We start from the raw sequence: 24,783 nt of genomic DNA, 5'->3' as shown, positions 1-24,783 counted from the left end.
ACATGCGTTTCGAAAAGGTGGCGTCAGAAGATGCCGGTGATCACACTGCTCCACGCACCTGTACCGACCAGCCGCGGCTGCCGGTGGGTCGTGGCTGCACCCGGGTAGAACAGTAGGCAGCCCGTCGGGCAGGTACGCGTGGCGGGGTTGCCCGCACCATCGAGGTAGCTCACGGTGAGATCCGGGTCGGCCGGTGTGGTGGCCCACAGGTCACCGAGCTGCTCCCCGCTGGTCGGATGGAACTGCAGGGCCGACTTCGTGATGCCGTCCTCCGGGTACGGCGTGGGCTCTACCTTCCCCTGAGCGTTGCCTGCTGAGGTGACCAGGGGGCGGTTGCCGGGGTTCCAGCCGGGGTTGCCGTAGACCTTCGGCGAGCCGTGCTTGTACTGGCCGGACCCGTCGATGACACCGGGGTACAGGTAGAGCTTGCCGGAGCCGTCTCGGGCGAGGAAGTCGATGACGCCGTCGGGGGCATTCTCACTGGCTTCCGACCCGGTCTGGTCGCCGACCGCGAGGAGGTCGAAGTCCTTCCACCCCCCTGAACCGATTTCCTTCCTGGCGCCCGTGTCGAACGGTCGGATCTGGTTGGCGTGGATCCCCGCCCCTGTTCCCTCGGTTCGGCCGGGGTACAGCCACAGCTTGGCGTTGGTGCAGTTCTCCTCGACATCAAGGGCTGAGCATTCGATGGTGATGAGGTCGTCGCCGCGCTCGTAGCCGCTGTCGGTGCGCTTGTCCACGTCGCCGGGCAGGATCATCTGGCGCAGGTTCTTCCAGCCGCCCGGGAGGGTGCTGGAGGGGGGCGTGATTTCCTCCCTGGACCAGGTCCAGGGGTCTCCGAGTCCGTTGCCGGGATACTTGTAGAGCTTGTTGTCGGCGAGCCTGACGAGCATGTCCTCGTAGCGGTCTGCGATGGCACCGCGGGCGGCGAAGCCGGTGAAGTCGCCGCCGTGGGCGATCAGGGCGTCCTTCCAGCCGGCGGTTCCGACCATCCGGCCGCCAGCGAGGGATCCGGTGCCTCCGCCGGCGTAGAAGTGGAGCTTGCCGGTAGTGTCGGTGGCCAGGATGTCGGGGTGGCCGTCGCCGTTCAGGTCGCCTCGGCGGTCGTGCGGCGCGACGGGGGTGAGGGGGTTCTCACCGGGGTTGTAGACGACTGCCGCGGCCGAGAGGCTGAGGTTGGTGCGGAAATCGATGCTGTGGTTTCCGGCCAGGTCGTAGGCCTGGACACGGAGGTAGCTGGAGTTGACGCCGGTGGCGGTGACGTCGAACGTCGCCGCGGTTGCGCCCCTCGGCACGGGCACCCAGGTACCGTTCGAGCAGCGGGTGCTGGAGACGGAGAACTCACGGTCGACGATCCAGCAGAACCCTGCCAGGTCGGCGGCGCCGTGGGTGGCCTTGACCGGGAACTCGGTCCGCGCCTGATGGGTGTTCAGCCCGTCCGGGAACGTGATGGCCGGTGCGCCGCTGGGGCCCTGGCGGTCGATGCTGAACGAGCAGGGTGTGGTGGCCGGGCTGCTTGTGCCTTCGTCAGTTCCGATGTCCTTGGCCGTAACGGACCATTTGTGGGTGCCTGTGGCTGTGTCGGGCAGGTCGATCTTGACGCTCGCCGTGCCTTCGCTGTCGACTTCGTCACTGTCCCTGGCAACCACGGTGCCGGCGGCATTGGTGACGGAGAAGTTTGCCTGGACCTTGCCGCCGTCACGGTCGCGGACACGTGCGGTGAGGACGAGAGTGTTGTTGCCGATCACACCCGTGGTGCAGGGCACGGGCTTGTTGCCGTCGCCGCCGGGGACGTAGTTGCCCTCATAGGCGTCGGAATCGAGAACCTCGGGCTTGTAGTTGTACGTGACCTCAAGAGCGGGGGTGTTCCTGAAGCGCTTGAAGCTGTTGACGTTACCAAGGTAGGAGTCGGGGACTCGAAGGCCGAAGACCAGCGGGTCCCAGCCACCATTGGCGGCGTCCTGGACGTACTTGGTCAGGGCAGCCGACTTGAAGTCGACTCCCTCAGTCGCGCGGCAGTTGGGGTGGCCGCTGGCGAACGACTTCGAGGCGAGTTTGGTGGACCCCCAGTAGTTGTTGCGGGTGGCCCAGGTCGGGGTGGTGCTGATGTCCTTGGAGGTCCACAGCTCTGTGGGGCCTGCCAGGTCCGCGTCGCATCCCCAGGAGTATGTCGGCTCGACGGCGAAGGTGGCATCGAGGATGGTGGCGCCGTGGATACCGGCGGTGTTCATGGCGAAGAAGGACTGCGTGTTGCCGGTGCCGTTGAAGCCCACGCGCGGCTCGTCGGCGGGAGTGTCGGAGTTCCAGCCGGAGCCGTTGGGGTAGTCGGCGGTCGGGGTCGCCGAGTAGACGACGGCCCACTTCTCCCGCTCGCCGCCCGCGAAGTCCGGGTCGATGACCAGCGGGAACTGGTCGGCCGAGGCAAGAAGCTTGGCGTCGGGAGTGAGCGTGAGGGTGCCACCTGCGACATCGGCCGCAACGGGGGCACTTTCAGGCCGGGTGGCGGTGGTCGATCCCGTGGCCACGGCTCCGGAGGTCTGGAGCCTGCTCGCCGTGCTGGTCTTCTGTGCGGCCGGCGCCGGGGCAGCGGAGGCGGCTTCGCCGGCGGTGGGGTGCTCCCACATCTTCGGCCTCGGAGACCGGAAGACGACGGCTCCGGCTGCATCCTTGGCGACGAGCTCGTCGGCTGCTGTGTCGTCCAGGGTGACGCCTTCGGCGGCGACGCCGAGCTTGATGCTCTTGATCGCAGGGTTGGCCGCGGCTTCGGGCGTGTTGACGATGAGGTGTTCGGCGAAGCCGTCGACCTTCGCGATAAGCTTGAGGTCGACGCCGGGCAGGACGGACTTGTAGAGCGCGGTGTTCCCCTCCACCACCGGCTCGGGAAGTGCGTCGGGCCATCTCAGCGTGAGCTTCTTGCCGTACTTCTCCAACGTGGCCAGCGGGACCGTGCCACCGGTGGAGAAGCTGACGCCGTACGTTGCCGCCTTCGGGCCGAGCGAGCCGTCGGCGCGCCGCACGACCGTCGGGTCCGTCTTGCGCCACGTCTGGTCGTAGCGCGTCCACACGGGCTGGACGTACTGCTTGCGGCTCAGGGAGCCGTCGGGGTTGGCGAAGGTCTCGGTGTACTCGGTCCGGCGGTCGAGGATCTCGACGCGCTTGCCGGTCTCGGCCGCCAGGGCGAAGGCGTCGATCTCCGACGCCTCCAGGCTTTCACCGGCGCTAACGTCCGGAACCGGGTTTGCTTGGGCGTCCTCGGCGGGAGCGACGGCGACGAGCGCGGCCACCGGGAAGGCGAGGGCGAGCAGCGTCGCCAGCGACTGCCTGGCACGGCTGCCGCGTGGCCTCATTTTTTTCATGTGGGTGCTTTCTCAGAACGGCAGAATTGCCATCAGGGTCGACAGAGTATGCACAGGAAGATCACTGCTTGGCGAGGGCCGATCCTGTTATTTGCACCACGGAGAACAATGTCCGCTTAAGCAGGCTTTGAAGTGGGAAGTGATCTTTGCTGGCGAATGGTTCAGACCTGCCACTTCCGTGCACAGCCTGGGCGTTTCGGCTGGTCACGGCGTTACCAAACCGAGTCTTGCTCTTGCGATCTTGAGCAGGTTGCATGTGGAACGTTCTACGTAAATTTGCACTCGTATCATGGGGTGGGGCATGCAACCCGGCCATTCGGCTGCGCCTTTTTCCAGTCCGCATAAACCAGAGAAAGCGCGCAGACGCAGACTGCGCACATCTCTCATCGGCGCCGTCTCCGGCGCGCTCACCGTTTCCCTGCTGTCCGTTCCGGCGCGGGCTGCCGCGAAGCCGGACTTCAAGCTGCGCGAGACGCAGAAGACCCGTTCCGTCGACGGCCATGACCTCAAGCCGGCAGGTAGGGCCGCGCAGCGCGGCTCCACGCCGAAGTGGAAGCCTGCGAAGGTAGTCTGGCCGGCGGCAGGCGCGGCCGACGTCGCCCTGAACTCGCCGGCCGCTCTGGCTTCGTCATCGGGCAAGAGCGCGTCTTCTGCGCGGCAGGCCGGCACGCTGCCGGTCCGGGTGGCTGCATCCGGCAAGGCCGGCTCCGCGCCCTCGAAGGTCCGTGTCGCCCTGGCCGACCGCAAGACGGCTCGTACCGCGGGCATCGACGGTCTGCTGTTCTCGGTCCGCCGGACCGACGGTTCGGCCGCGGCCGGCTCGGCCCGGGTCGAGGTGGACTACTCCTCGATCCGCGGTGCGTACGGCGGCGGCTGGGCCTCCTCGCTGCGCCTGGTCGCCCTGCCCGGCTGTGCGCTGACCACGCCGGGCAAGCCCGGCTGCCTGACGCCCACACCTCTGCCCACGCAGAACAACCCGGCGAAGGGCACGCTCACCGCCACGGTCCCGCTGCCCAAGGCGAACCAGGTCTCGACGGCCAAGGCCGCCCCCTCGCCGTTCCTGGCCCAGGCAGGCGGGATGACCGCCCTGGCCGCCACCGCGGCCGCGGACGGCTCCGAGGGCGACTTCAAGGCCACCTCGCTCGCGCCGTCCGGGTCCTGGTCGGCCGGCGGCAACTCCGGCAGCTTCGGCTGGAGCATCCCCATCAGCGTCCCCCCGGTGCCGGGCGGCCTGGCACCGAAGATCAACTTCTCGTACAGCTCCTCCTCGATCGACGGGCGCACCTCCGGCACCAACAACCAGTCCTCGTGGATCGGTGAGGGCTGGGAGTACTCCCCCGGCTTCGTGGAGCGCAAGTACGCGGCCTGTGAGAACGACAAGCAGGGCGGGAACAACACCGAGAAGGTCGGCGACCTCTGCTGGAAGTCCGACAACGCGACCCTGTCGCTGAACGGCTCCAGCAACGAGCTCGTCTGGGACGCCGGCAAGAAGGTCTGGAAGCTGTCGAACGACGACGGCTCCCGCGTCGAGCACCTGAACGGCACCGCCGCGAACACCGGCAACGGCGACAACGACAACGAGTACTGGAAGGTGACCACGGCCGACGGCACCCAGTACTGGTTCGGCAAGAACCGCCTGCCCGGCTGGACCACCGGCAAGCCCGAGACCAACTCCGTCAACCGCGTCCCCGTCTTCGGCAACCACCCCGGCGAGGACGGCTACAAGGCCGGCGACTTCGCCGGATCCTCCGTGGACCAGGCTTGGCGCTGGAACCTCGACTACGTCGTGGACCCGCACGGCAACGCCATGACGCTGACGTACGCCAAGACCGGTGGCTACTACGCGAAGAACATGAAGATCGATTCGCCGGTCATCTACACCCGCGACGGCATCCTCGACCAGATCGACTACGGCCTGCGTGACGGCAAGGTCTACGACACCGCGCTGCCGGCCGGCCGCGTCGACTTCATTGCCGGCGACCGCTGCGATGCGGCCACCTGCGTCTTCGACAAGGAACACGCCGCCGACTGGCCCGATGTCCCGATGCACCTGCGGTGCGAAGCCGGCAAGCAGTGCCTGCAGGCCTCGCCGAGCTTCTGGTCCGCCAAGCGCCTGACGAAGATCGTCACCTACGCCCTCAAGGGCACGGCGCTCAAGTACGTCGACAAGTGGGAGCTGAAGCAGTCCTATCTGCCCACGGGCGACACCGCTGCGCCGACCGTGAACCTGGACGCGATCAGCCGCACGGCCCTCGCCGACGGCCTCAAGGACAGTGAGCCGCTGACGACGTCGTTCGAGGGCATCCTGCTGCCCAACCGCGTCGATGCCGCCGAGGGCCGCCCGCCGCTGTTCAAGCGCCGCATCTCCAAGGTCACCAACGAGACCGGCGGCGAGACCCTGGTCTCGTACAGCGCAGAGGAGTGCACTCCCGCCAGCGTCGCCACGCTGGCACCGGACACGAACACCAAGCGCTGCTATCCGCTGTGGTGGACCCCGCAAGGCGCGATCGATCCGGTGAAGGACTGGTGGCACAAGTACGCCGTCACCAAGATCATCGAAGATGACACGAAGGCGGGCTCCGGCTCCACCTCCAAGACCACGAGCTACGAGTACGTGGGCGGCACGAACTGGCGCCGCGACACCGGCGAGTTCACCCTCGACAAGCACCGCACCTGGAGCAACTTCCACGGCTGGAAGACAGTCCGCACCCTCGTAGGCAGCACCAACCGGACCAAGTCCGAGACCGACTACTACCTCGGCATGGCCGGCGACACCCTCGCGGGCGGCACCGCCCGCACTGTAGCGAAGATCAACGGTGTCACCGACCGCGAGGACTTCGCAGGCCAGGTCGCCCAGAGACGCACCTACGACAAGGACGGCACCGGCAGCAAGACCGTCCTGCGCACCTACGAAGTGCCGTGGATCTCTCCAGAAACCGCATCCCAATCGGTGAAGGGCATCACCGACCCGGATCCCGGTCCCGACGGGAAGCCCGTCCCGGCGCCCGTCCTGCCGAACAAGACGGCGCACCTGTCGGGCACGGCCCAGACCTGGGACGAGAGCCTCGCCGACGACGGCACCACCTGGCGCCGCAACACCACCACCCGCGAGTACGACGACACCTACGGACTCCTTCAGTCCGAAGGTGACGACGGCTGGGCCGGCGCGGTCGAGGCGAAGTGCACCCGCACGCTGCACGCCGCCCCCGACACGACGAACTGGCTGATCGCCTACCCGGCGCAGGTCACCACGAGCAGCCACCAGCCGTGCTCGGATCCCCTGCAGCCGAACAGCACGGTCACCGCCATCACCCGAACGTCCTACGACGACCAGGCCCACGGACTGGCCCCCAAGGCCGGCTTCGCCAACGCCACCAAGGTCGAACAGGCCGCCAAGCTGCAGCAGGACAACTCCTTCGTCTGGGAGACCACCGCACAGAGCACGTACGACCAGTACGGCCGGCTGCTGACGGTCAATGGGCAGGACGGTCAGCCGACCACCACGGCCTACACCCCCGACGAAGGCGCACAGCCGACCACCGTCACGGTCACCAACAGCAAGGGGCACGTCACCTCGTCCCTGCTGGACGGCATCCGCGGGCTGACGCAGAGCACCACCGATGCGAACGGCCGTACGACCACGATGACGTACGACTCCCTCGGCCGCCTCACCCAAGGCTGGGCCACGGGACGCAACGCCGCCACAACGGAACCGAACGTCACCTACACCTACAACCTCAGCAACACCGCCCCCTCCACGGTGACCACAAAGAAGCTGTACGAGGACGGCACCTACGGCACCTCCATCACCCTCTACGACTCCCTCCTGCGCGCACGCCAGACGCAGGCCGATGCGATCGGCACCACCGGGCGCATCATCACGGACACCTTCTACGACGACCACGGCCGCGCCTATCTGACCAACGCGCCGTACTTCAACAGCTCTGCGGTCTCGGGAACGATGTTCTCGGCCCTGGCGAACCAGGTGCCCGGCGCCACGCGCGACACCTACGACGGCCGCGGCCGGGTGCTCACCAGCACCCTGCTCAGCCTCAACACGCCGAAGTGGTCCACCACCCACACCTACGGCGCCGACTGGGCCGCCAGCGTCCCGCCGAACGGCGGCATCGCGACACTGCAGATCGACGACCTGCGCGGCCGGGTGACTGAGCGCCGCCAGTACAAGGACCGCACCCCCCTGATCGGGGCCGCCGCCACCCAGTACGAGAAGCACACCTACACCTACGACACCACCGGGCAGCTGGAGGAGATCAAGGACACCACCGGCCGCAACACCTGGTCGTACAAGTACGACCTGCGCGGCCGGCAGACATCCTCAACCGACCCGGACAAGGGCACCGTCAGCACCGTCTACGGGTCCGACGGCCGAGCCCAGACCGTCACGGACGGCCGCGGCATCACGCTCGCCACCACCTACGACGAGCTCGGCCGCAAACGCACCCTCCGCAAGGGCACCACCACCGGGACCAAGCTCGCCGAGTGGACGTACGACACGGCCACCGGCGGGAAGGGCCTGCCCGCCACCTCCATCCGCTACGACGGCAGCGTCAGCTACACCACCGCCGTCACCGGCTACGACGGCGGCGGCGACCCCACCGGCACCAAGGTCACCGTCCCCTCGGTCGTCGGCGAGGAGGAGCTCGCCGGCACCTACACCGTCACCGCCACCAACACCCCCGTCAGCGGGATGCCCGCCACCTCGGCGTACAGCACCACCAACACCAACGCCACCACCGCCCTGCCCGCGGAAACGGTCACCAACAAGTACGGCGGCCAGGACCTCCTCAAAATCGTCACCAGCTCGCTGCCGCAGACCTACCTCACCGACGCCAGGTACACCCCCTTCGGCGAACTCGCTCAAGCGCAGCTCGGCGACTTCTCCAAGCGCGTCTTCCAGACCCTCTCCTACGACACGACGACCCGACGGCTCGACAACGCCATCACCGACCGCGAGGCCAGCGGCCCCAAGACGCTGTCGGACATCACCTACACCTACGACGACGCCGGCAACATCATCCGGATCACCGACAAGCAGAACGACGCCACCGTCGAAGACGACCAGTGCTTCACCTACGACTGGGCTCGCCGTCTGACGGAGGCCTGGACCTCGGGTGACGAATGCGCCACCAAGCCGGTCAACGGCTCGGGGACGCCGAACCTCGGCACCGTCGACCCCTACTGGACCAGCTGGACCTTCACCAACACCGGCCAGCGCGCCACCGAAAAGCAGCACAAAGCCGGCCCGGTCACGGCCGACACCACCCGCACCTACACCTACCCGACCGGCACCGCCCCCGGCCACGAACTCAAATCCGTGACCGCCACCGGCGGCGCCACCGGCACCGACACCTACGCCTTCGACGACGCAGGCAACATGACCACCAGGGACACCGCGGCTGCCGCCGCCCAGACCCTGACCTGGAACGACGAAGGCAAACTCGCCAGCTCCACCACCTCCGGCGCCACCACGTCATTCCTCTACGACGCCGAAGGCACCCGCATCCTCAAGCGCGAGCCCACGACCACCACGCTCTACCTGCCCGGCGGCCAGGAACTCATCCTGACCAAGTCCACCAACACGGTCACCGGCAACCGCTACTACACCGTCCCCGGCGGCTCGGCCATCCGCTCGAGCACCGACGGCCGAATCCGCCTCCTCATCGCCGACCACCACAACACCAACACCCTCTCCGTCAGCGCCGACAGCCTCACCTTCTACCGCCGCAAGTCCCTCCCCTACGGCGCCCAGCGCGGCACAGCGCCCGGCTTCTGGCCCGGCCAGAAAGGCTTCGTCGGCGGCGACACCGACAGCACCACAGGCCTCACCCACATCGGCGCCCGCGACTACGAACCCACCACCGGCCAGTTCATCAGCGCCGACCCCCTCCTCGAAGTCGACAAACCCCAAACCCTCAACGGCTACAGCTACGCAGGACAGAGTCCTGTAACGAAATCCGACCCGACGGGTATGTGTGAGGACGCAGGAAACGGCCACTGCATCGGGGACACGGCCTGGACTCTCGACGACAAGAAAATCAAGCAGGACGGCGGCAGCACCGGAGGCGGCGGAGGCGGCGGAGGCGGAGGAGGCGGCGGCGGAGGCGGAGGCGGAGGCGGAGGCGGCGGCGGAGGCGGAGGCGGAGGCGGAGGCGGAGGCGGAGGCGGAGGCGGAGGCGGAGGCAAGCGCCCCGGACACGAAAAGGTCACCTGCAACCGAGCCGGGTGCACCAGCACCTGGGTCGACCAGCCCCTCGGCAACGACCGCGACCTCGCAGCAGGCATTGCCACCGGAATCGTGGACGGCCTCACTTTCGGGTGCTACTTCCTCAAGGTCTTCGGCGAAGTCGAATGCGCCGGCGACGCCATGCGAAAAGAATTCGCATCACACGGCGTCGACCCCGGCTCCGCAGCCTTCGAACAAGGAAGTGGCCTCGGCGGCGCGGTCGCCTCACTCCCACTCGGACCAGTAGCCCCCGAAGTCCTCGCAGGCAGGACCTTCACTTCCGTTCTGCTCCGCAAGGGCCCCGTCCGGCGTCAGTGCTTCCTAGCCGGGACGCTCATCCTCATGGCCGACGGATCCACCAAGCCGATCGAAGACATCAAGGTCGGCGACAAGGTCGCATCCACAGACCCCGGAACCGGTAAGACCCAGGCCCAGCCTGTCACCCAACTGATCCGCAACGAAGGAACTGTCCAGCTCCACAAGTTGGAAATCCAAACGCCCCTCGGGAGAAAGAATCTGACAGCAACGGCCGAGCACCCGTTCTGGTCACCGTCGGAACAGGCTTGGATCCACGCCAAGGACCTCACGCCGGGCATGACCCTACGCACCGAGGCGGGCGCAACGGTCATGATCCGCAGCAACACGAAGCACACTAAGCACGTCAAGACATACAACTTCACCGTCGACCACTTCCACACGTACTATGCACTGGCGGGACAAACTCCGATCCTCGTGCATAACAGCAACTGCACCGTTGGAAGGTGGATGTCGGAAGATGAGTATCAAGCAATGCGCGACACAGGGAAGGTACAGGCCGGAAGCGGTGGAACTTCCACGTATGTAGCGAATCCAGCCAACCCTGAAGCATACCGGAAGCAGGCTGCACCGGGATCCGTCTATGCGGAATTCAATGTGCCTTGCTACTGCCTCAAGCCTGCTGGCGAACCTGGGTGGGCTCAAATACCTGGACCCCAGCATCCGATTTACGCAAAGCTAAACGCGAAACGCGGACTTCCGCCGCCGGAGATGCCCTCCTTCGAGAACCTCAGGATTGTTGATCGAAAATGAAAGAACTTCCACCTGACGCCCTGAAGGCAATGGTTGATGAAATCCGACCCAGATTCGAAAAGCCCGGGCTAAAATTGGAGGTTTTCGAGTCCTCAGAGCACATGCAGAAGAGGTCTTTTGGAGTATATATAGAGAGAGGGGAAAGGGGAGGCTATCTGACCGCTTGGGACTCAGGCGAGGTTCAGGTGTCAGCTATTGACTACGAAGTCGACACTTCTCCCCGGGAGAAGCAGTTGCCAGCAGTACAGGTCGACCAGCTGAACACAGAGATCAACCGCCTGGTCGCCTGGGTCCTTCAGATCAGCGACCAAGGCTCAGCAGGTTCGTGACACAAGCGCCATGCACACTGAACGCAGAGGCCCCTCGAAACCTTCAGTTCTAGCGGTCGTTGCAACCACCGTCTGCTTCAGGTGGTGAGTAGATCACGTAGACGCTCGGTTGGTGTATTCCAGCCGAGCGTCTTGCGTGGGCGGCCGTTGAGTTCCTGAGCGACGTGTTCGAGGCCCCCGGGACTGTGCAGGCTCGGGTCGGCGAAAAGCCGACCTGAACGTCATCAACTACAGCTACGGCGACTCGGGCCCGGCCACCTGGGCCTACCAGCCCTCGCGCGACAGCACCGCGAGACCGAGGCCCGGTGGCTGGCCAACGCCGAAGAACAGCACGGGGTGCGTCAGCTGCGGAGTTTGGAACTGCGAATCGTGCGCACGGTGATCCGTACCGCTCGGGAGCACTTGCGTGCCTGCGGCCGGCATCGGACCACACGTGTTCTCGCGCTGGCTTCGGCGCTGCGCGCCGAGCTGCAGGAACGGGGCCTCAGGCGGGCCTGGGAACCTGTGCCGGTGGGTGTTGAGCGGGCGGGGCAGGCCCTGGGCGGTATGGGCCCGCCTCGCGGGAACGGGCTGACCGGCCGGCTGTGCATCAGCCTCCCAGACGACCGGTGGGAACCCCTGCACCGGGGCGTCCACTGGAGCAACCGGCCCCACATCCGGGCCCTGGAGACGTGGACCGACCGGGGAGGGCACTGCCCGGCAGCAGGGCAACACGCCGCCCCGCCGAAGGCCTTGGAGGAACGGGCCCGGCACACGGCGCAGCCGGTCACCACCGGAGCCATCATCCGCGAGGCCCTGCACCGCACGGTCGACGGCCGTTCCTGACCCCCTGTGGCGGGGTGTGCCTCGGGTTCCGCTCTTCAGGCTTGCTACTGCTTTACCGCCGGCTGAATCGTTCGTGGGCGGACTGCTTGGTGGGGCCCAGGGCGACCGCGATCTCTTCCCATGAGTAGTCGGCCCTGGCGGTCTCTACGGCCTCGGTCTGCAAGGCGCTCGCCGCCGAGCGCAGCAGGGTGGCGGCATGGATCGCGGCCAGCTGACGGACGTCGTGCTCGCCGTCGTTCTTGGCCGGTCCGATCAAGCCCGTCACGGAGTCCGGGCTGCCGGTGAGTCAGGGGCGTCGTATGCTGAAAAGTGTCACAGAGTGCCGATCCCGGGGTAGGTCCGCGGTGAGGACGCACGCATGCAGACGCTTCCGCTGGACACGATCCCAGAATTTCCTTCCGTGCCGGGGCGGTTCTCGTCTTCGTTCCCTGGTACCCCGTTTCTGGAAGGCCCGCGCGATGCGACGCGCCGAACTGATCCAGCTGCTCATGGCCGAGACCGGTGGGCTCAGCCCCGGTGTCGGGACCACGCAGTCGGAGCTGGCCGAACTGCGGGCGACACTGGTTCGGGCCGGCGGCAGCGTTGCCGGCGGAGTGGGGTCCAGGTGGCCGCCTTCTCGGGACGATGTTCTGCGTGCCGAGATGGACTATCTCGTCGGGCGTCAGCTCGGCGAAAGCGACGGGCCTGACGTTCGGATCGTTCGCCGCGCGTCGCCCCTTCCCGGACTCGATGTGACCGTGCCCGACTGGGCGTCGGCAGCCCGGCCCGACCGCAGTTTCGGGCCCTTCGAAGAACCCGACGGGCGCCCTGTCTGGTTCGACGTGTTCCGTCCGGCCGCAGGCTGGTTCCTGGTACGGGTCGGGGCTGCAGGGCCCGTGCTGGCGGCGCTGCCACCGCCCATGGGGCAACGCCCTTACGGCGGGACACTGGTCGGGGACATCAGTCCCGGAACGGTGTGGGTCGCCGCCCGGCGGCTGGCCCCCGGGGCTCCTGCTCAAGGATGGGTCGGACTGCGTGTGACGGGCGGCACCATCGAGGTCGGGGGAGCCGTCCAGTTCACGCCCGGGCAGCTAGCAGTGGCCAACGGTGCCCGGATCGCCCTGACCCTCGACCTGGAGAGCGCGCCGCCGAGCGGCACCGCGGAGGACAGTGCCGGTGCCGAAGCCGTCGCGACCGTCTGCCAGCTGCCACGGACCGCGACCCTGCGCATCAGGCCCGACGGCCCCGGAGCCGTCGACGACCTTGACGCTTCTCTCTCCGTCTACGGCCAGGAGATCGCCCTCCGTCGCCGCTCGGGAGCCACGGGGCCGCCGGCATACGGCCCCGTCGGCAGCCGCGTCCTCGTTCCCCTGGCCGCAACCCCCGACCGGCTCACCGTGGCGGAGACCCGGTCCACGCTCTTCGCTCCGTCCGGCACCGCGCCGATTCGGAAGGCCCACTGGAGCCTCCCCGTCACTACCGACCCCATCGGCCTGCTGGGCGAGGCGGCCGGCTGCGGCCGAGTGGCGCTCGACCTCGCACCCGGCCTCCGTGCCTCGTGGTACGGGCTGGAGGGCGGACCCGTCTCCCTCGGCTGGGCCGACCTCTTCGCCGACGGCGCCTCCCTCCGTGTCAAGGCGGTTCCGGCGGAAGGAAGGCGCGCCCGCCAAGTGTTCCGGCTGTGGGAGGAGACCGCGCAGGAGCGGTCCCGGGTGGAGGTGACGTTCCCCGGGCCGTTCGCTCTCAGCTACGTCAGTCACAGCTCGGGAACGGACGAGTTCATCTCGCACGGCCTGGCACACCCGTGGCTGGACCGGCCGCGGACGGCTGCCGGCCAGCGCGTCGACACCGCGTTGTGGGTGACGTACCGACTGGTCCAAGAGGCCGGTGGCATCCGGCTGGCGCTCGACTGTGAGGCATCGAACGACGGAACCGGAGAACAGCGCCCCCGCATGGCCCTGGCGCTCTCCAACGCGCTTCTCACCGTGGCGCCCCCTCGCGGCCTGAAGCTCGACGGACCACTGGCCGGACCAGGTCGGCTCGATTCCGGCGAACTGAGCCTGCCGTTCCTCCTTCACCATCTGCTGCCGACTCTCCCCGACCCTTACGCGGCCAACTTCCCTGCCCCGACAACGAGGCCCGCCCACCACGACGTCCCCGAGGTATGGGCGCGAGTCCTGTGGTCCACCCCCTCAGAGGCCACCCTGTCACTCCGGGTTGCCCACGACGGCAGGGGCGAGGACCTGCCGGCAGAGCTCGTACCCGCTCCCGAGGCGCTGCCCCTGGAGACGGAGGACGAGCGGATTCTCCTCACGTCCTTCGAGGAGTGGCTGGGCGCCCGCCCACGGCGCAGCGGCCTTGCTCTGCTCGACGTCTCCTCGTTCGCCGATCAGCTGGGCGTCACCATCACCCTCACGGCCGGTCAGCGGCGGGTGCCGCTCACCGTGGAAGACCTCGCTCTGCGCACCGCGGCGGAGAACACGCTGGTGTTCCTGCTGCCGCAGTTCCAGTGGGAGCCGGTCCGCAACCTCGCCAACCCCCTGACCGGGGACCAGGAGGACGTCCTCACCTTCGGTAGCGACGGCGGACCGACCCTGATGGGCACCCGCTCCGTGACACTTGTACCGTTCACCCCGGTGCCGGTGGCCCAAGAGCTCGTCCGTGCCCATGAGGAGGACGACGCTCCTGCCGCCGTGCTCTTCACGCTGCCCTTCGGCATGCAGGCATTGGTCTGGCTCGACCCCAGCGACCGGGCATTCAAGGAGCCGGCCACGCTGCGTATGCTCCGTGCCCGGTTCCCGGGGCTGGCCGGTGTCCGGCGGCTCAGTCTGCGGGCCGGCGTTCCGGAGGGCACGGAGCACGCCGCATCCGGCGGTTCGCCACTGCCGCCCCTGCTGACCGGCCGGGCATGGCAGGCGAGGACCTTCGACGGGACAGGTTCCCCCAATCCCGCCCTCCACTCCGTCCTCGGGCCGCTCCGGTCCGACTTCAACAGCACGTTCGAGCGTACGGTCCCGCTGTCGCGCATCGACTTCGGCGGTCACGGTGCCTCCCTGGTGAGCCGCTGGGTGAACGACTCCCAGGAAGGGGTCCACATCAGCCAGGTCACCTTCGACGGCTTCCATGGGCGTACCGCCTTCGAACGGATCCAGCTCACCACCCTGCTCTTGCCGTGCTTCGCCGTACTCGTACGGACCATCACGCTCGAGCGTTACGGCAGTGGGGCAGTCGTGCGCTGGGACAGCGGCTGGACCGCCACCACCCCCGGGCTCTTCCGACATCCCACGGCCGGCCGTATCGGTCATCCGGGCGCCGTGCGCGGCCTGTTCAACATCCGCGAGATCCACGACACTGACAGGTACGCCGAACTCGCGGCGGACGGCGCCGCCCCCGCTGCCCGTATGCAGGCGGTGCACTTCGACGCCGATGTCGACATCTCCGGTGTGCAGGACGGTCAGGGCACGGACGGCCTCGTACCCGCTCACGGTCACGTGGGTTTCGTCCAGCGGATCCCGCTCGGCCAGCAGGTCTCCACGACGGAGGTCGGCGCGCTCACCCCGGGACAGCTCAAGGAGCTGTTCGACAGCCAGGGGCCGTTGGGCGGACCGGTCGACTGCACCGTAAGGATCGGGTCCTCGCCCCACACCATGGGTGTGCACGGGGTGTACGCGGCGAGAGCTGGCGTCAATCCCGGCACGGGCGACGAGGAGTTCGCCGTCGCCCTCTACGGCAGCCCGCACCTGCCCGGAGCCGGCCAGTGGAGCGTCGTCCGCGTCGACAACGCCACCGGACGTGTCGAGCCGGTGGGCGCGGGGCCGGGGGTACCGCTCATACGCCGGAACAACGCCGTGCCGCACTCGCCCAATAGGTATCCGCTGCGCTGGGCCGAACCGCGGCACCTCTTCGACTCCTCACCGGACATGGACTTCGCCCTGCTGTTCGCCGGCGAGAGCCAGCGGATCCTCTACTCGCGTCCCCGGGTCACGTACGAGGACACGAACATCACCAGCGCTCTCGCCCCGTGGCTCGCGGGCCCGTACACGATGCTGCGGTCGGGCGGGCTCTTCCCGTCGCTCGACGAGGCCATCGCGCTCGACCAGCCGTATCCGCTCTCCGTGGCCTCCGGTCGGCTGGCCTTCGTCCCGGACACCGTCTCCGTTACCCCTGGCCCGCGGAACCAGCGGCTGGTGGAGGCCGCCGCGTGGAACGCGGAAGCACGGTATGAGGAGGCGGAGTTCACGATCGACACGGCCGACGACTGGAGTATCGGCGCCTCCCAGGTCTGCCAGCGGCTCGCCTTCGGTCCACTCCAGGAGATTCTGGTCTTCGTGCACGACATCGCCTCCCCCGCCGCGGGCGGGACGCGGTTCCCACAGCCGGAGGTGCGTCCCGGTGCGTCCATCGCTCCGGTTGCCGAGGTGCTGGACCTGCTCAGGAAGCTGGTACCCGGAACCGACGTGGCGGGCGGGCGGACGGAGCCGGGGCTGCCGGGCCCCATGCATGTCACCTCCTCGTTCACTGGAACCGCTTACCGGCTGACCGCCGTCGCCGACTTCATGCTCCAGGGAGAACAGGGAGAGGGCGTGGACTGCGGCGTCGGGAAGGTCCGCGGCGGCCTCAAGCTCGGCGCGGACCTCGTCGCGGATCCGCGGGCGGGCGACATCGGCGGCTCCGTCTTCCTGGAGATCACCGGGAGCTACCAGCAGCTCATCTTTCCGGCGATCTACGCCGGCGGGGAGATCCGTTTCCGGATCCGGGGCGACGCCTCCGGCACCGCCGAGGTGGAGCTCGATGCCTGCGCGGTCGGGTCGGTCGGCGGCAACCTCATCCCCGGGCTCGTAGAACTCGAGGCCAGTGTCAAGTACGGATACTTCATCGGGATCGGCGACACCTTCAGGCCTGGCATCGTCCTGGGCATGTCCGGGCGCGCCCTGCTGCTGTCCGGACTGCTCGGCTTCAGCCTCTCTGTCGAGGGCCGTCTGATCGTGGAGCGTCTCGCGCTCGCCTCTAGCCCGGTGAAACTGCGCGGCGACATCCTCGTCGCGGGCACCGTCACCCTCGCCTGGGCGGTGAAGAAACGGAAGTCGTTCCACACGACCTACGACGTCGAACTCGACTGGAAGACCCTTCTCTTCGCCGCCAAGGCCGGCATCCTGCCCGCGCCCTGACCCCGCCTACCCCCCCAGGGGAGACAGGGAGTGCCCCATGGCTATCAGCAGCGCCCCACTGAACCTGCTGCTCCTCCCCCGGCGCTGGCAACCAGGGGCAGGCTCGACCTCCCTCACCCTCGCCGTGCTCGTCGTGCCCGAGGGCGACCCCCGGGCCCCCTTCCTCGGCACGGCGACCGCCTTCGCCGACGCCGACCTGTCCTTCGACGCCGTCATCGTGCCCACCCTTGACCAGCTGCCCACTCCCGACGGGCCCTACCACGACCGACGGCCGCTGACCACCATGCGCCCCACCCGCAAGCGGGCCCTCTTCGACGCCCTCGCCGACAACTTCACGATCCGCGCGGCGGCGAAACCGTCCCAGCCCGGCCCTGCGGGAGTCAAGAAGTTCCTGCCGCCGAGTTACCGCCTGGCCGCCCACTACGCGGAGGGGGATTCGCCGTACTTCGTGACCGACCGGTCGTACGAATGCGAGCTGAGGAAGGTGGCTCCGCCGTCGCCCGATCCGGGCGAGCCGGAGACCGGGCTCGAATGGGAGGAGATCCTCTCGTTGGTCCTGCGTCAGCCGCTGCTCGCCTCCGCGCTTGGGCTGATCCACGTGGCGACGCTCGACCTCTCCGGCGGGAACCCCTTCCCTCGGGGCGGCTACCTCTTCGCCGACCTCGCTGCTGGGAGCGACTACCGCCCGGAGACGGCCGCCGTCACCGGCCGGCTCGCCCGGTTCGCCGCCCGCGTCTCACCCCTCGACGACACCAAGCAGCGCCCCGTCTTCGCCTCCGTGCTGTTCCCCGTCGACGGCGCCGGAGGTGACACCTTTGACGAGGTCTTCGTCGAAGCCGACGCCTATGACGGCGGCTTCGCCCGTGCCGTGCACGGCTCGCAGGCCCGCAGCTCCGCACAGGTCGACCTGGAGGACGTGCCGCCGGCGGACGCACTGCCTCCGGTCAAGGACACCGGCATCCGGCTCGGCTGGGACGACGAGCAGGTGACCATCTGGCTCAACCGGCAGTTCGACGTCAACGCGTACGGCCCCGGGCCGTCACCCGACTCTCCACTCGGCGTGGGTGGCTACCGCGTGGACGTACAGGAGGAGGGGCAGCCCGACACCGCCTGGCACTCGCTGACGGCGGTTCACGGCGACCTCGACCTGGACGGCATCCCCCTCGGCGCCTTCGACGGCGAACTGGCCGTCGAGACCGTCCCCGTCAACCACACGTTCAGCGCGGACGGCGACTTCTGGCTGCCGAGCTACTTCACTTCCTGGACCGGTGGCTCGACCGTGCTCACCGACCCGAGGGCCTTCCAGATCACCGGCGACCCTGGCATCGGTGCGGACCCCGTCTACCAGGCGGTGACGACCGGAACGCCCCCGCTGCGATACGGACGCTCTTACCGCTTCCGGGTCCGCCTCATGGACCTGACCGGCGGCGGACCCACCGCCGACGACGAGCACGACGACACCGCTGGACCCTCGCCGACGGCCGCCGTGGCCTTCCGGCGCTTCGTCCCGCCCGGGCCCGTCCGGGTCGCCCCCGGCGGCGGACTGCTCTCGGACGGGAAGACCGCCGTCCACCACGTGCGGCGACCGCTGCTCGGCTACCCCGACATCGTGTACACCGGTCTCCCGAACGCCATGGACGGACTGCTCGCCGACCGCGCCACCGCTGTGCAGGAGCTACGGGAAGCAGCCCTGCCCGATCCGGACGTCACGCACCTCCGGATCGACGTGCTCGTGCGCACGCTCGCCGGCGATCCGGACGCCGACGGCCGTTCCCAGGCCGGCTCCGGCACAAGCCTGCCGTACGTCCCGCTCTACTCCGTGCTCCGGGAGTTCCCGCCCGGCGTCGACCAGCCGCTGGTCCTGGGCGCGGTCTTCGAGGACGTACACCTCGTCGGCGTACTCAAGAACCGCGTCCTGGGCCCCCTCAGCCCTCTCCCCCTGCCCACGGCTCGTGACGTCCGGCTCGTCCTCACGCCGGTCGGCAGCCCGGACCCCACGCTGGCGCACTGGGGCTCGCAGGAGGCACGCACCGGATCGGCACCCGTACCCCTCCACCTCCGCGTGCCGTCTGGAGACGAACGAGCACTCCTGCGGGTACCGGCCGACGGCCGTGACATCCAGGCTGTGTTCCTCCAGCCGGACCCGCCGTCACACCCCGTCCCCGCGAGCGGACCGGCTCGCCCGCCAGCTCGGGCTGGTCCGCTTCGGGCTCACTCTCGCCGCGCCCGACGGCACGCGCCTCGTTCTCGGCGCGTCGAACGGGGTGCGGCACACGCTCAATCCCGACCGCTCCTCCCTCACCTTCGGCACCGAGGACGACCTCGCCCTGCGCTGGCTTGTCTGTCTCCGGCTCACCCTCGAACGGGACTGGACCTGGGACGGCCTCGAACCTGCAGCCTTCACCGTCCGCCGCGACGGTACGACCGTGGGCGAACTCGTCCTCCCAGCGACCGTCAACCCGGACGCGACTCGACTCGCCAAAACCGCGGAAACGCCCTCGACCACCGACGCGGGTCCGGACCGCGACCGCACCGAGCTCGTCTTCCTCGATGCCTACGATCCGAAAACCGGCGGAGGAGCACCGCCGCAAGAGATCCAACTCACCTACACCCTGACGCCTGTGTTCCGTGCCGCCGAGCAGCCGCTCCAGCGGGATCGCGACCCCGCCTGGGACCTCACTCTCCCCGTGACCACCCCGCCCACCCAGGTCCCCCGCCTGGTATCCGCCGCCTTCGCTGCGTCCGCTCCCGTGCGCGACCCGCTCCGGTACACCTCCACCGCGGAAAGGCAGCACCGGCTCTCCGCCGAGCTCGACTGTCCCCCGGCGGACGAGCACGACCGGTACTTCGCCCGAGTCCTGGCCTACGGCCCCGACCCGATGCTCCTGGAAGACGGCGTCGCTCTGCCCGAGCCCGGCGAACCGCCTCTCGACGTCGACGAGCCCGTCCGGGTCGTCACGCCGAGCAGTTCCCGGGACTGCGCCGGCCTCACCGCGATACAGGAACTCGTCCCGGCCGAACACCCCCTGGGGGGAGAGTCTGTGGAGGGGTACCACTACCTGCTGCCGCTCCCCGAAGTCATGGCCCCTGATGCTCCGGAGATCTTCGGCATTACTTATCCCCCGATGTGCCCGATTTCAATAGTTGACACCGATACATGTCGGCCGGCCCGGTCGCTTGATGGTGCCGTGGATGCAGAGGATGCACCGGCCTCCTGAAGGGGCGCTGAAGCTGCCTTAAGAAGCGCTGAAGGGCTTTCGGGATGAACACGCATAAACGCAGGACGCTGCCCACCGTGCCAAGGCACCCTGTCGTCATGCGAATATTGATCATCGAGGACGACAAGCGGCTCGCCGAGCTGCTGCGGCGAGGGTTCATCGCCGAAGGTTTTGCCGTCGACGCTGCGTACGACGGCAGGCAGGGCCTGGAACTGGCGTCTCACCACGACTACGACGTGATCGTTCTCGATGTGATGCTGCCTGGACTCAACGGCTACCGGGTGTGTGCCCAGCTGCGGGCCGCCGACATCTGGACGCCAGTGCTCATGCTCACGGCCAAGGACGGCGAGTACGACGAGGCCGAAGGCCTGGACACCGGGGCGGACGACTACGTCACGAAGCCCTTCTCCTTCATCGCCGTGACGGCCCGGTTGCGCGCCTTAATCCGGCGGGGCCGGCCCCGCCGACCTGCGGTCATCCGCGTCGGTGACCTGGAGATCGACTCGGCTTCCCACCGCTGCAGCCGCGGCAACGATGTCCTCGCTCTAACGGCTCGCGAGTTCGCGATCCTGGAATACCTAGCACGCCGCCAAGGTGAAGTGGTTACCAAGAATGAGGTTCTTGAGCATGTCTGGGACAGCGCCTTCGATGGCAATGTGAACCTGGTCGAGGTTCACGTCAGCTCCTTGCGCCGTAAAATTGACCAGCCGTTTGGGCGCTGCACTATCAAAACAGTGCGGGGCGTGGGATATCGAATGGAAATGCCTCCACTCAACTCTCGGGACGTTCCATGAAGTTTCCTGGAGTCAAAGTATCCCTGTCTTTGCGCCTACGCCTGTGTCTCCTGACTCTGCTGGCTGTTGTCCTGCCGCTCGGGGGAAGTGCAGTCATGGGGGCGCACGCCCTACGGGAATACATTTTGCAAAATTCGGTCGAATACACTCGCGCCCAAGTGGCGCTGGCCCGCGACGATAACCTAGATGGAGGCGGGGGGCTCGATAGCATAGCGGCGCGACTGCGCAAGAATCCAAGGCTGAAGGTTCATGAAGAGCCTGCCTCGTCGTTCACAGGCGACTTCCGAGTACAGAAGGGGTCTCTGTCGCTGATCCCATGGACAGATTCGAACAGCACTCGATCGGTTGTCCATTCCGGGTTCCACGAGCAAGACAAGCCATTCGGATGGGTAGTCAGCAATCGCCTGCACTATGATCAGAAACTGCTCAACCGCGCGATCTGGGCGCTGACCGGAGTGGTCCTGGTGCTTAGCATGGCGGCAGCAGGAGTCACATGGTTCGTTGCTGGCCGAGTCCTGCGACCCGTCGAATCCATACGTTCGCGGTTCGCGGAACTCACGGTACACGACCTCACACACCGTGTTCCGGTCCCCGACACGGACGATGAGATCAGCCGACTGGCTGCCACTATGAATGAAACGCTAGATCAACTGCAGCACTCCATGGAGCAGCAGCAACAGTTCATCGCCGACGCCTCCCACGAACTGCGTAGCCCGCTTGCTGCACTCCGCGCTGAATTGGAGATTGCTCTGGCGCATCCAAGTAGGGCGGACTGGCCTCAAGTCGTGGCAGACGCCTTCGGTGACACCCAGCGCCTGCAGGATCTCACAAGCGATCTGCTACTCTTGGCCCGCCTCGACTCGAGCGCACACCGTCACCCCTGTGATCAGCTGGTTGATTTGAAAGCCCTGATACGCGAGGAAGTCGCCGGCCGGAAGCTGGCTGCCCCTCTAGCAATAAAGACGGCTTTGGGGAATGAGCCGATCGTGATCGCAGGCCACCACGGGCTCCTGGTGCGCATCATGGCAAATCTTCTTGATAACGCCGAACGCTACGCATCCACTTGGATTTCTATCACTCTCTCCGTGGTCGGAACGAGCGCTGAGCTGGTGGTGGAGGATGATGGTCGAGGAATTTTACCAGACGACCGACAGCGGGTCTTCGAGAGATTCACGAGATTGGATGACTCGCGTACCAGAGATACCGGAGGAGCCGGGCTTGGGCTGGCCATCGTACGTCACATCGTCACCCTCCATAAGGGTTCTATCGTAATCACTGACGGCGCTAGCGGTGCCCGTTTTCTGCTCCGCTTCCCCCTAAGCGCGCGACCTGGATCGCTTCATATTGGGTCCGTAGCTCCTTGAGGTGCTGCAGCAGCGGCTTCAGGTCGTCAATAACCAACCCGTACATGGTGAAACCGGGGATCTCGCAGCCCAGGACATCTTCGGCCTGCTCCAGTTCCAGCTCGGAGGCCCATGCGCTACTGACCGTTGAGCTGACGTATCACGCTGGCCAGGTCCTTGGTGAAGTTCGCCCCGACAGCGGATAAAACCACCCGCTGGGGTGTGCGATGTCCACGGCGAAGCCATCGCTGGTCAGTCCCCACCGGAGGAGGTCGGCGAGCCGCCGGTCGTCCTCAGCAATCAATATCCGCATGACCTCAGGGCGCCTCAGCGGGGTTGAAGGAACCCTGAAGCACGATCAGGAGCCTTCAGCGTTCTTTCAGTTGGCCGGTGACAGCATCTGCACCACCGGCGCCCTCGGCCGCAGACGCGGCCGTACGAGCCGACCCATAGGACGCAACTCGAAGACAAGGATTCTATCATGACAGAATGTCGCACGGTTCGCCACCGCAGTCTGTGGCGGATCGCTCTCGCCGCGCTGACCGCAGCGTGTGCACTGGCTTTCGGCATGACGACGGCCGGAGCCGCGGCCGGGTCCGCCGCGGGCACGCCGTTCGCCTCGCAGGCCCGGCAGGCGGGCTTGACCACCGCCCAGGCCAAGGCGCTCCAAGCGCGCGTGGACCGCTACCTGGCCAAGACGGGCGGCAAGCAGACCGCCGCGAACGAGATCACGTACGACGGCAGCCGTCTCACGCTGGTGCTGCCGGGCGAGCACAAGGCGCGGAGCCTGGGATCGGCTGCCGGCCCGGCGCCCATGGGGTGCCTGTACGGCTACTTCTGCGCATACCAAGGTCCCTGGTTCACGGGGGACCAGATCGACGCCTGGCGCTGCAACGAGCTGAAGTTCGTGCCGTGGAACGAGATCAACGGCTCGTGGTACAACAACCAGACCCGAGGTACCCAGGCTCGGTTCACCAACCCTGGCCAGCCGGATGTGTACGTGCCCGGCGCTCCCTCGGAACAGCGTCAGGGCATGAACTGGACCAACGTCTACTACATCGACCCCTGCTGAGCGTCCCACCGCCGCAGGGACGAACCCCCGGGAATTCTTCCCGGGGGTTCGTTGCCACACGGGCAGCCGGCCGACAGCGACTCATCGTGATGTGTGAGAGAGGGCACCGGCGGAGAACGGGACCTCATGGCCCACCGGGCACCGGTTCGCCGACCGAACCGTCCAACGGCTGGCCGACGCAGCCAGGCCGGAAGACCTGTTCCAGGGGCAGTGGCAGAACCGCCCCACCAAGCTCGACGACTTCAAGCCCTACCTGCACGAGCGATGAGTCGAAGGCTGCACGAGCGCCTGGACCCTCCGGGAAGAGATCAAGGCTCACGGCTACACCGGCGGCTAGCCCCAACCGCACCAGCAGCCCGCCCGCCGTCCCCACGCACGGTCACCAGCTGGATCCTGACCTACCCCGATACCCTGCCGGAGAGCGAGCGCCTGAAGCTCAAAGCCGTCCTCGCCCGCTGCCCCGAACTGGATGCCCTCACCGGGCACGTCCGCGCGTTCGGGAAAAGGCTCACTTCCAGCTCCAGGGCGACCAGCTCCCGCAATGGATCAAGGCGGTCCGCGCCGACGACCGGCCCAGCCTCCACACCTTCGCCAACGGCCTTGAACGCGATCTCGTAGCCGTCACCGCCGGCCTCACACTGCCGTGGAGCTCCGGCGTCGTCGAAGGCCACGTCAACCGGATCAAAATGATAAAGCGTCAGATGTACGGCCGGGCTGGCTTCGGCCTCTTGCGGAAACGAGTCCTACTGGCGTCATGACGGTCCGTCACGAGTTCTGCTGGAGTCGCTCCGCAGCCTGAGCAGGGGTGTCGTAGTAGCCAGGCCGTGCCAGCAGGACCGAGCTGAAGTGGTAGCCCTGTTCTTCCTCGGGCTCATCATCGGCCGCGAACGGACACCTCGCGAAGTTGCCCTCCGTTTCTTGGCTCCGCCGGCGGCCCGCCGTCACCCCCGGGGCAGCGCCGCACAGCGAAGACCGCCGCCAGGGTGTCACTCCATCACCGGGGCCGCGGCGTCCCCGGTGCCCGGTCAGTTCGGCCTTGGGGACGGCGATCTTGTCGTGGGCCACGCCCGGCGGCTGTCCAGTGGAGGAGAGTCGTGCAATGTCCTCGTCCCCGGATCTCGGGGCCCTCGGCGCGGAGCTGGGCGACGGCGGCGTTGGGTTTATGAGCCCCCGGGCAGTTTCGGCGGGTGTCGGCACAGCATGCCAATGGCTCGTGCGTAAATGGAATTTTTTTTATCGTCCTATTTGAAGGTGCTCTCTGCTTCTCCGCGCCTCGCTGAATCCAACAGTGCGCCCGCGCTGTCCCACTCGCGCGCGGGAGGCAGTGGGTAGTCTTGCAACGACGTCGTGGACATCATTTCCACCTGGCTGACCGCGAAGCGGAGTTGTC

The 24,783-nt window shown here is 67.4% G+C and carries 15 protein-coding genes and 1 pseudogene; 9 read left to right on the top strand and 7 right to left on the bottom strand.

Annotated elements, in window-relative coordinates:
• Window positions 1–23 precede the first annotated feature (23 nt).
• Window positions 24–3,353, bottom strand: coding sequence for a hypothetical protein (locus ACZ407_RS14080; RefSeq protein ID WP_468128304.1), 3,330 nt, complete (start codon window positions 3,351–3,353; stop codon window positions 24–26).
• A 682-nt stretch (window positions 3,354–4,035) separates the two neighbouring features.
• On the opposite strand from ACZ407_RS14080, the gene ACZ407_RS14075 reads away from it, so the two are divergent.
• From ACZ407_RS14075 to ACZ407_RS14065, 3 genes are all read left to right on the top strand, one after another.
• A complete protein-coding gene (locus tag ACZ407_RS14075) occupies window positions 4,036–10,665 on the top strand; it encodes a TreTu family toxin (protein ID WP_468128303.1) in 6,630 nt (2,209 codons plus the stop codon).
• Window positions 10,662–10,994 (top strand): hypothetical protein, encoded by a 333-nt coding sequence (locus ACZ407_RS14070; protein WP_468128302.1) that lies wholly within the window; start codon window positions 10,662–10,664, stop codon window positions 10,992–10,994. Before ACZ407_RS14075 ends, ACZ407_RS14070 begins: the two co-directional genes overlap by 4 nt.
• A gap of 510 nt (window positions 10,995–11,504) precedes the next feature.
• Complete coding sequence (locus ACZ407_RS14065) at window positions 11,505–11,819, top strand: hypothetical protein (RefSeq protein ID WP_468128301.1); 315 nt, start codon at window positions 11,505–11,507, stop codon at window positions 11,817–11,819.
• 52 nt (window positions 11,820–11,871) lie between these two features.
• Here ACZ407_RS14065 and ACZ407_RS14060 read toward each other — a convergent pair whose 3' ends face one another.
• A complete protein-coding gene (locus tag ACZ407_RS14060) occupies window positions 11,872–12,084 on the bottom strand; it encodes a hypothetical protein (RefSeq protein WP_468128300.1) in 213 nt (70 codons plus the stop codon).
• A gap of 751 nt (window positions 12,085–12,835) precedes the next feature.
• On the opposite strand from ACZ407_RS14060, the gene ACZ407_RS14055 reads away from it, so the two are divergent.
• Window positions 12,836–16,966, top strand: a complete 4,131-nt coding sequence (locus ACZ407_RS14055) for a hypothetical protein (RefSeq protein WP_468128299.1) — start codon at window positions 12,836–12,838, stop codon at window positions 16,964–16,966.
• Window positions 16,967–17,702: 736 nt separating this feature from the next.
• Here ACZ407_RS14055 and ACZ407_RS14050 read toward each other — a convergent pair.
• From ACZ407_RS14050 to ACZ407_RS14040, 3 genes are all read right to left on the bottom strand, one after another.
• Window positions 17,703–17,840 (bottom strand): hypothetical protein, encoded by a 138-nt coding sequence (locus ACZ407_RS14050; RefSeq protein WP_468128298.1) that lies wholly within the window; start codon window positions 17,838–17,840, stop codon window positions 17,703–17,705.
• A gap of 165 nt (window positions 17,841–18,005) precedes the next feature.
• Window positions 18,006–18,179 carry a hypothetical protein gene (locus tag ACZ407_RS14045; protein WP_468128297.1) on the bottom strand — a complete coding sequence of 58 codons (174 nt, stop codon included), beginning with the start codon at window positions 18,177–18,179 and terminating at the stop codon, window positions 18,006–18,008.
• Window positions 18,180–18,641: 462 nt separating this feature from the next.
• Window positions 18,642–18,854 carry a hypothetical protein gene (locus tag ACZ407_RS14040; protein ID WP_468128296.1) on the bottom strand — a complete coding sequence of 71 codons (213 nt, stop codon included), beginning with the start codon at window positions 18,852–18,854 and terminating at the stop codon, window positions 18,642–18,644.
• A 376-nt stretch (window positions 18,855–19,230) separates the two neighbouring features.
• Here ACZ407_RS14040 and ACZ407_RS14035 point away from each other — a divergent pair, with 376 nt between their 5' ends.
• The 4 genes from ACZ407_RS14035 to ACZ407_RS14020 all read left to right on the top strand — a co-directional run bounded on the left by ACZ407_RS14035 (window position 19,231) and on the right by ACZ407_RS14020 (window position 23,393).
• Window positions 19,231–20,184, top strand: coding sequence for a hypothetical protein (locus tag ACZ407_RS14035; RefSeq protein ID WP_468128295.1), 954 nt, complete (start codon window positions 19,231–19,233; stop codon window positions 20,182–20,184).
• Window positions 20,185–20,282: 98 nt separating this feature from the next.
• Window positions 20,283–20,978 carry a response regulator transcription factor gene (locus ACZ407_RS14030; RefSeq protein WP_468128294.1) on the top strand — a complete coding sequence of 232 codons (696 nt, stop codon included), beginning with the start codon at window positions 20,283–20,285 and terminating at the stop codon, window positions 20,976–20,978.
• Complete coding sequence (locus tag ACZ407_RS14025; protein WP_468128293.1) at window positions 20,975–22,342, top strand: sensor histidine kinase; 1,368 nt, start codon at window positions 20,975–20,977, stop codon at window positions 22,340–22,342. Before ACZ407_RS14030 ends, ACZ407_RS14025 begins: the two co-directional genes overlap by 4 nt.
• 460 nt (window positions 22,343–22,802) lie before the next feature.
• The gene (locus tag ACZ407_RS14020; RefSeq protein ID WP_468128292.1) at window positions 22,803–23,393 is read left to right on the top strand and encodes a peptidase inhibitor family I36 protein; all 591 of its coding nucleotides are present in this window, start codon (window positions 22,803–22,805) and stop codon (window positions 23,391–23,393) included.
• A 398-nt stretch (window positions 23,394–23,791) separates the two neighbouring features.
• Here the strand turns inward: ACZ407_RS14020 and ACZ407_RS14015 are convergent, their stop codons facing one another.
• The gene (locus ACZ407_RS14015; RefSeq protein WP_468128336.1) at window positions 23,792–24,064 is read right to left on the bottom strand and encodes a hypothetical protein; all 273 of its coding nucleotides are present in this window, start codon (window positions 24,062–24,064) and stop codon (window positions 23,792–23,794) included.
• Here ACZ407_RS14015 and ACZ407_RS14010 point away from each other — a divergent pair.
• Window positions 23,981–24,151 (top strand): annotated as a pseudogene (locus ACZ407_RS14010) (ISL3 family transposase); the annotation flags it as partial. The gene ACZ407_RS14015 and the pseudogene ACZ407_RS14010 sit on opposite strands and share 84 nt — an antisense overlap.
• Before the next feature lie 7 nt (window positions 24,152–24,158).
• Here ACZ407_RS14010 and ACZ407_RS14005 read toward each other — a convergent pair.
• Window positions 24,159–24,458, bottom strand: a complete 300-nt coding sequence (locus tag ACZ407_RS14005) for a hypothetical protein (protein WP_468128291.1) — start codon at window positions 24,456–24,458, stop codon at window positions 24,159–24,161.
• Between the last annotated feature and the right edge of the window lie 325 nt (window positions 24,459–24,783).

It is taken from the genome of Streptomyces sp. NPDC030809, assembly GCF_055572195.1.
Note: the sequence above shows the minus strand (reverse complement) of the source record. Positions and strands in the feature narration are given on the sequence as shown.

Coding starts and splice junctions, on each gene's coding strand:
- ACZ407_RS14080 (WP_468128304.1), bottom strand. CDS start 3,353: ATGAAAAAAATGAGGCCACGCGGCAGCCGTGCCAGGCAGTCGCTGGCG.
- ACZ407_RS14070 (WP_468128302.1), top strand. CDS start 10,662: ATGAAAGAACTTCCACCTGACGCCCTGAAGGCAATGGTTGATGAAATC.
- ACZ407_RS14030 (WP_468128294.1), top strand. CDS start 20,283: ATGCGAATATTGATCATCGAGGACGACAAGCGGCTCGCCGAGCTGCTG.
- ACZ407_RS14025 (WP_468128293.1), top strand. CDS start 20,975: ATGAAGTTTCCTGGAGTCAAAGTATCCCTGTCTTTGCGCCTACGCCTG.
- ACZ407_RS14020 (WP_468128292.1), top strand. CDS start 22,803: ATGACAGAATGTCGCACGGTTCGCCACCGCAGTCTGTGGCGGATCGCT.